Source organism: Parvibaculum sp. (assembly GCF_035325945.1).
Lineage (GTDB): Bacteria > Pseudomonadota > Alphaproteobacteria > Parvibaculales > Parvibaculaceae > Parvibaculum.
In genome coordinates this window covers 1-5953 of the sequence record NZ_DAOKYX010000021.1, presented here as the reverse complement: position 1 = coordinate 5953, position 5953 = coordinate 1, and the positions used below count along the sequence as shown (strand labels likewise).

Below are 5953 nucleotides of genomic sequence, written 5' to 3'. Positions count from 1 at the left end.
ATCCCCTGCTGTCGAGCCTCATACGCACGGGCTGCCGCATCGCCATCAGGCTGTCGGAAAAAGCTTAACTTCGAGAAACTTAGTTTCGGCCTGAGCAAATGGCGCAAGTAAATTAGTTTTAGTGTTAAGAGCGGATATCCGCTCTTAACACTAAAACCGGTTAAAGGCAATCTAACTGACCAAAAAATTCAGTATCCCCAGATGTCCGTTGACGTGCCCGTGGAACGAGCGCACCGTAAATCGTCTCGACACAGAGGGTTTCATGGGTAAACGACTGGATCAGCAAAGAGCGATCAGGGCGAAGATTGAGGAACTCGAGATCCAACTTCGCGCAACCATCAACGAGCTCGTAGCCGCCAAGGTTCGTCTAGGTTTGCTGCAACAACTCGAACTCGATGCACCCGTTCCACGCCGTCGAGCGTCGGCGGTCACGTCGATGACCAAACGAGAAAAGATCGCTCGCGTCCTGCGTGATGGGCACCCCGACGGCTTCTCCCTTGAAAAAATTCGCGAAGAGTTGCGGCGGAATTACTCCGAGCACATCGAAAAGACCTCTCTATCGCCGATGCTAAATCGCCTGAAGCGGGAAGGGTTTATCCATCGAGGACGGCTCGGAAAGTGGTACTGGTCCGACAACGTTGACGCTGCCGCCTCCCTTCTTCCGTAGAGGCAAGATTTGGCGGATAGCCAACCCAGTGCACCGAAATATCAGTCCGAGAGTTCACTTAGCCGCCGCATCAATGTTCACGAGAAAACGACAATGAACTTCGAGTCCCGTGAGTGGAAGAGGCACATTCCCGAAGCGCGAGCATTTTGCGAGGCGGTTAAGAAATCCGGGGGCAACCCTGCCGACGCATTGGCGGAATTTGGCCTACGCGGGTTCGGGGATGAAACATGGCGAGAAGCACAGCGTCTTATGGCTAAGGCAATTCACAAGCGTAAACACGGGGCCGCCGAACTAGTCTTGGTGGCCGATCTCGCTACTCACGGCTCCAGCTCGCTGTCCCAGTAGAGATAGTCCTGCCAGCTCTCATGCAGATAGTTCGGCGGAAAATGCCGTCCGTTCTTGTGCAGATCGTTGACGGTCGGACGATAGGGCTTCTGCAGCGGAAACATCTCCGCCTGCTCGGGCATCTTGCCGCCCTTTTTGAGATTGCAGGGCGCGCAGGCGGTCACGACATTTTCCCAGGTCGTCTGCCCGCCGCGCGAGCGCGGAACCACATGATCGAAGGTAAGCTCGTGCCGCGCTCCGCAATACTGGCAGTTGAAGCGGTCGCGCAGGAACAGATTGAACCGCGTGAAGGCGGGGTACCGCGCGGGCTTCACATAGGATTTGAGCGAGACGACGCTCGGCAGCTTCATCTCGAAGCTCGGTGAGCGGACATAAGTGTCATAGCAGGAGACGATGTTCACACGATCCATGAACACCGCCTTGATCGCGTCCTGCCACGACCAGAGCGAGAGCGGGTAATAGCTGAGCGGTCTGTAATCCGCATTCAGCACAAGTGCCGGACAACTATCCGGATTGGCAAACGAACCGTGCACGCTGCCCTCCTGGGATCGCTAACGCCCCAATGACGGACCGCGTCCCGAATTGTCACGAAGAATACTACATCTCGTAAAACAACTTTGTGAAGCCACTCCTAGTGGTTTTCGTGCTGCCTCGTTCAGCGGCGCTCATTGAGCTATAAAGAGCCCGCCTTCAATGAAGCGAGACTCGTTCGATCCTCATGCCCATGACCCGGCCGCAACGCGACGTCCTCCGCTTCGCACCGAGCCCGAACGGCTGGCTGCATCTCGGGCATGCCTACTCGGCGATCTTCGCCTATGAGACGGCGAAGGCGCTCGGCGGCCGCTTTCTCCTTCGCATCGAGGACATCGACACCGGCCGCTGCCGCCCGGAATATGAGCAGGGCATCTATGAGGACCTCGCCTGGCTCGGCCTCGATTGGGAAGAGCCGGTGCGCCGCCAGTCCGAGCATTTCGCCGATTATGAAGCGGCGCTGAAGCGCCTTCGCGCCATGGAGGTCGTCTATCCCTGCTTCGCGACACGCAAGGAGATCGCCGACGCCATCGCCGCGACGGGCATCGGCCCGAAGCACTGGCCGAGCGACCCTGATGGCGCGCCGATCTATCCCGGCATCTACAAGGACCTGCCCGGCCCGGAACTCAACAGGCTCATGTGGGAGGGGCGCTCCTATGCCTGGCGGCTCGACGTCGAAAAGGCGCTCGAACTTGCCGAGAAGAAGGCGGGCGGCCCCATCTCCTTCCATGAGGAACATGGCGGCCCGCGCGGCGAGCTTGGCCGCATCCCGATCGATCCGCTGCTCTTCGGCGATGTCATCATCGCGCGCAAGGACGTGCCGACGAGCTATCATCTGGCGGTGACCGTCGACGATGCCATTCAGGGCGTGACGCTGGTGACGCGCGGCCAGGATCTCTTTCCGGCGACCCATGTGCACCGGCTGCTGCAGGTTCTGCTCGATCTTCCCGAGCCGCGCTACCGCCACCACCCGCTGGTGCGCGACGAGACGGGGCGGCGGCTCTCCAAGAGCGCGAAGGATATGGGACTGCGCGAATTGCGCTCGGATGGCCTCACCCCCGCCGATGTGCGGCGCCTCGCCGGCATCTGAAACGGCGATTTCACTGGCCTGATTTCTGCTTGGACGGAACCCGGAGCTTCACGGCGTTCCATCGGGGGACGTGCGTCCGCAGAAAGTACGGTAAATGACCGCCACCAAGCCGCGCATCGACTGGGTAGACGCCGCCAAGGGCCTGACCATGGTGCTCGTCGTCATGAAGCACGCGACCTATAACGACGCGGTCGCTCTGCACAAGATGCCCTATCTCTTCAACATTCTGTGCGAATTCACCATTCCCTTCCGGATGCCGCTCTTCTTCCTCGTCGCCGGACTGTTCGCCGCCCGCTCGCTCCGCAGCGATCTGCGCTCCTTCATCGACGGCAAGGTGCTGCACTTCGTCTATTTCTATCTGCTCTGGTCGGCGATCCAGATCGGCCTGAAAATGGCGCTGCCCCACGACAGTGAATGGGTGGTGAACTACAAGACGCTGCTGATGATCCCCGTCGAGCCCTTCGGCATCCTCTGGTTCATCTACGAGCTGAGCCTCTTCTTCGTGGCGATGCGCCTCATGCGCGATCTGCCGAAAGCGCTCGTCATCGGCCTCGCGCTCGCCCTCTACTTCACGAAGCTCCATACGGGCTGGACGGTGCCGGACGAATTCGCCGGACGCTTCATCTTCTTCGTCATCGGCGTCTATGGCGCGCCCTACATCTTCCGCATGGCCGAACTGGTGCGCGCCCGGCCGCTCGCGGCGCTCGGCGTCGGCGCGGCGCTCTATCTCGCCATCGGAACGGTCGTCTTTTCCGGCGAGATCGAAATCCGCACCTTCGAACTCTCGACCGCCTTTGCCGGCGCTGCCGCGACGCTCATCCTCGTCGTGCTGCTCGTCGAACGCGGGCTCGCGGCGCCGCTCACCTATATCGGCTCGCGCTCGCTCTATGTGTTTCTCGCCTTCTTCCTGCCCATGGCCGCCACGCGCGTGCTGCTCATCAAGCTCGGCGTCACCCATGGCGATTTCCTGACGCTGCTCTCGCTCGCCATGGCGGTCGGGATGCCGCTTCTGGCCTTCCGCATCGTCGAGAACACGCCGCTCTCCTTCGTCTTCGTGCGGCCGGACGCCTTCAGGCTGAAGCCCCGCGGAACGAAAGAGCCCGCCACCGCCGCCGCGTGAGAGCCCGGCCTACCAGTCGTAAAGGCCCGTGAAGTCCCTGAAACCCGCCTTCTCCGCATAGGCCGTCCACTCCTTGCGAAGATGGAGCGTTGCAGACGGGCTTCCCGCGCCCTGCCCGAGCCCGAGGATCAGCAGCCTGTCGCAGCCGGCGAAGATCGGCGCAGGCGCGGGCAGGCGGCCGCCGCGCTTCGTGAGCGTCGCATATTCGGAATCCTCGAACCCGTCCGTAAGCAGAATGATATGCACGGACGAAGCCTTGCAATCGACAAGCTCGGCCTCCGTTTCGAGGAAAGGCACGATGCTCGTCTTGCCCTGCGCCTTGAGCTTGCCTTCCTTGACGAGCTTCGGAACATTGGCGATGAGCGCCGCCATTCCTCCGGCCACGTCCTCGGGCCGCGCATGGGCCGAGATCACCTGATCGATCTTGAGCGTATTGGCGCTGCCATCGTAAGAGCCGAAGGTCCTGAGCATCACGCGCGACTTGAGCGGCAGCGCCTGAAGCTCCGCGGCGGTGCGCGCCGCGACGCGCGCGGCATAGGCGTCGTCCTTGACGAGCGGATTGCTCGTGGAGAGATCGAGCCCGATGACGACCGTTCGCGGCTGAAGCCCATCGGCAAGGGCTGGCGCCGAAAACGCCGCCGCAAGACAAAGCGCGAGAGCGGCAAGGCGCATCGCGCTCACTCCGCCGCCCTTTCGAGCCCCATCGGGCGGGGCGCCCGCAAGGGCGGCAGAACCTCGCCGAAAGGCTCCCGCATGCCGCCCGCTGCCGTCGGGCCCGCCTTCATCGCGTTGCGCGAGCGGCGCTCCCACCACTCGTCGAAAAGCCTCTCATAGCGGGTGACGTCGCGCGAGGCTTCGCAGCCCTTGAGCCGGTCGAAGGCGGCGGCGGGCGCCTGCGCGCCCCGGCCGATGAGCCTCGGTGCGCGGGCGGCAAGCGGCAGGGCGCGGCGCGCCTCGTCGAGCCCCTGCTCATAGGCGCGGGCCTCGCGCATGAGGCCCGTCCAGAGCAGATGCCGCCTGTTCTCAGGCCCTTCCATTTCCGAAAGCCTCTGGCGGATCTCGTCATGTTCCGCTTCGAGCGCCGCCAGCCGCGCCATGTCGCGGCGGCGATGCGCGAAGTCGCGCGCAAGGACGATGCGCCTCAGCTCCTGCGTCGCGAAATGGATGCAGAGCGCGGCAACGCCCGTGACGACGAGAAAGACGACGCCGAGCGAACCGAGCCAGAAGAGAGGCTGCCAGCTTCGCACCGCGTCGAGTTCGGAGGAGACGCGGGCCGCATCGCCCGTCGCGGGCGCCTCGATGCCGAGCCCGGCAAGCGCCGAGCCGAGCGAGGAGCCGACGCTGGAGCTTGCGCCCGTTGCCGCAAGCCCGTTCGGCAGCGACATGGTGGCGAGCAGCAGGCCGACGCCGACGAGCATGGCGAGCGCGAGCACGAACACCGCGCGCACGAAGAAGCCGCGCCCGAAGCGTCCCATATGCTCATAGAGAATATGGGCGGCGATGGTCGCGAAGAGGACCTGGAGGGATTTGAACGCGACCGAACTTGCGAGCGTGCCGGGTAGCTCGAGGAACTCATTGGCAAGCGCGCGCGTCCAGAACTCGCTGACGATCATGTAGTCGACGAGAACGGCGCCGAGCGAAACGAGAAGGAGCACGAGAAAGGCGCCCGCGTGGAAAAGCGCGAACCGCGCCTCTCGCTCGCTGGCGATATAGTTCCGCGCGATCTCCGCGCGCATCGCTTCGGGGATGAGGCTTGCGCTCGCCATCGCTCACGCCCTCCCCGTGCTGTTGCGCCGCCTGCTCTCGCCCGGCTCCGGCAGCGGCTCTGCAAGCCTTCGAGCGAGCATGGCGATCTCGCGCGTCAATGTCTCGGCGCGGGCGCGGGCCTCCGCAAGCTCGCCGGCATAGGCCTCGTCGAGTTCCGAAAGCCGCGAAAAGACGTGAATGTCGGGAAGTGGCTCCGCATTGCGCCCATAGTCGCGCGCGGAATGCTCCGCCAGCGCCGAGCCCGAATGCCTCGCTTTCGCATCGCTCATGCCCGTCCCTCCAATCCGCGTGTTGAGTCCGTTAACTCTACCACGTGTCAGATTGGAACGGCCCAATGCGGCGGAAGCATTATGGGAATAAGGCAAGAATGTGGCGAAGGGCTCACGCCGCCGCGTCGGTGTTCCAGTCCACCAGCCGCACGATGTCGGCCATG

The 5953-nt window shown here is 63.1% G+C and carries 7 protein-coding genes; 3 read left to right on the top strand and 4 right to left on the bottom strand.

Features of this window, described 5'->3' with window-relative positions; all coding sequences use genetic code 11:
* Positions 1 to 262: 262 nt before the first annotated feature.
* Positions 263 to 667: a hypothetical protein gene (locus PKA57_RS10690; RefSeq protein ID WP_324300369.1), complete on the top strand. Its 405-nt coding sequence runs from the start codon at positions 263 to 265 to the stop codon at positions 665 to 667.
* 317 nt (positions 668 to 984) lie between these two features.
* Here the strand turns inward: PKA57_RS10690 and PKA57_RS10685 are convergent, their stop codons facing one another.
* Positions 985 to 1545, bottom strand: coding sequence for an HNH endonuclease (locus tag PKA57_RS10685; protein WP_324300367.1), 561 nt, complete (start codon positions 1543 to 1545; stop codon positions 985 to 987).
* A gap of 185 nt (positions 1546 to 1730) precedes the next feature.
* Here PKA57_RS10685 and gluQRS point away from each other — a divergent pair, with 185 nt between their 5' ends.
* Both gluQRS and PKA57_RS10675 read left to right on the top strand, forming a co-directional pair.
* The gene (gene gluQRS, locus PKA57_RS10680) at positions 1731 to 2633 is read left to right on the top strand and encodes a tRNA glutamyl-Q(34) synthetase GluQRS (protein ID WP_324300365.1); all 903 of its coding nucleotides are present in this window, start codon (positions 1731 to 1733) and stop codon (positions 2631 to 2633) included.
* A gap of 94 nt (positions 2634 to 2727) precedes the next feature.
* Positions 2728 to 3753: an acyltransferase family protein gene (locus PKA57_RS10675; RefSeq protein WP_324300363.1), complete on the top strand. Its 1026-nt coding sequence runs from the start codon at positions 2728 to 2730 to the stop codon at positions 3751 to 3753.
* A 9-nt stretch (positions 3754 to 3762) separates the two neighbouring features.
* On the opposite strand, the gene PKA57_RS10670 is transcribed toward PKA57_RS10675, so the two are convergent.
* Genes PKA57_RS10670 through PKA57_RS10660 form a run of 3 tightly spaced genes read right to left on the bottom strand, consistent with a single transcriptional unit; the run spans position 3763 to position 5789 of the window.
* On the bottom strand, positions 3763 to 4434 hold the full coding sequence (locus tag PKA57_RS10670; protein WP_324300361.1) for a hypothetical protein: 672 nt from the start codon (positions 4432 to 4434) through the stop codon (positions 3763 to 3765).
* Positions 4431 to 5519 (bottom strand): hypothetical protein, encoded by a 1089-nt coding sequence (locus tag PKA57_RS10665; RefSeq protein ID WP_324300359.1) that lies wholly within the window; start codon positions 5517 to 5519, stop codon positions 4431 to 4433. Before PKA57_RS10665 ends, PKA57_RS10670 begins: the two co-directional genes overlap by 4 nt.
* A 3-nt stretch (positions 5520 to 5522) precedes the next feature.
* A complete protein-coding gene (locus tag PKA57_RS10660) occupies positions 5523 to 5789 on the bottom strand; it encodes a hypothetical protein (protein ID WP_324300357.1) in 267 nt (88 codons plus the stop codon).
* Between the last annotated feature and the right edge of the window lie 164 nt (positions 5790 to 5953).